Origin of the sequence: Streptomyces sp. NRRL S-118, assembly GCF_000716335.1 — a bacterium.
Taxonomy (GTDB): Bacteria; Actinomycetota; Actinomycetes; order Streptomycetales; family Streptomycetaceae; genus Streptomyces.
In genome coordinates, this window is sequence record NZ_KL591051.1 from 1,115 (window position 1) to 1,375 (window position 261).

Below are 261 nucleotides of genomic sequence, written 5' to 3' on the forward strand. Positions count from 1 at the left end.
CCGCCGAGGTGTGCCCGATGTTCGACTTGACCGACCCCAGCCAGAGCGGGCGCTTCCTCTCCTGCCCGTACGTCGCGAGCAGGGCGCGCGCCTCGATCGGGTCACCGAGCTGGGTTCCGGTGCCATGGCCCTCCACGGCGTCGACCTCGGCGGGGCTCAGCCCCGAGCTCGCCAGGGCGTCCCGGATGACGCGCTCCTGCGAGGGGCCGTTCGGCGCGGTGAGACCGTTGCTCGCACCGTCCTGGTTGACGGCCGAGCCAC

At 73.2% G+C, this 261-nt stretch carries 1 pseudogene; it reads right to left on the bottom strand.

Annotated features, from left to right (window positions below):
• Positions 1–261, bottom strand: a pseudogene (locus IH00_RS44910) (polyketide synthase); the annotation flags it as partial.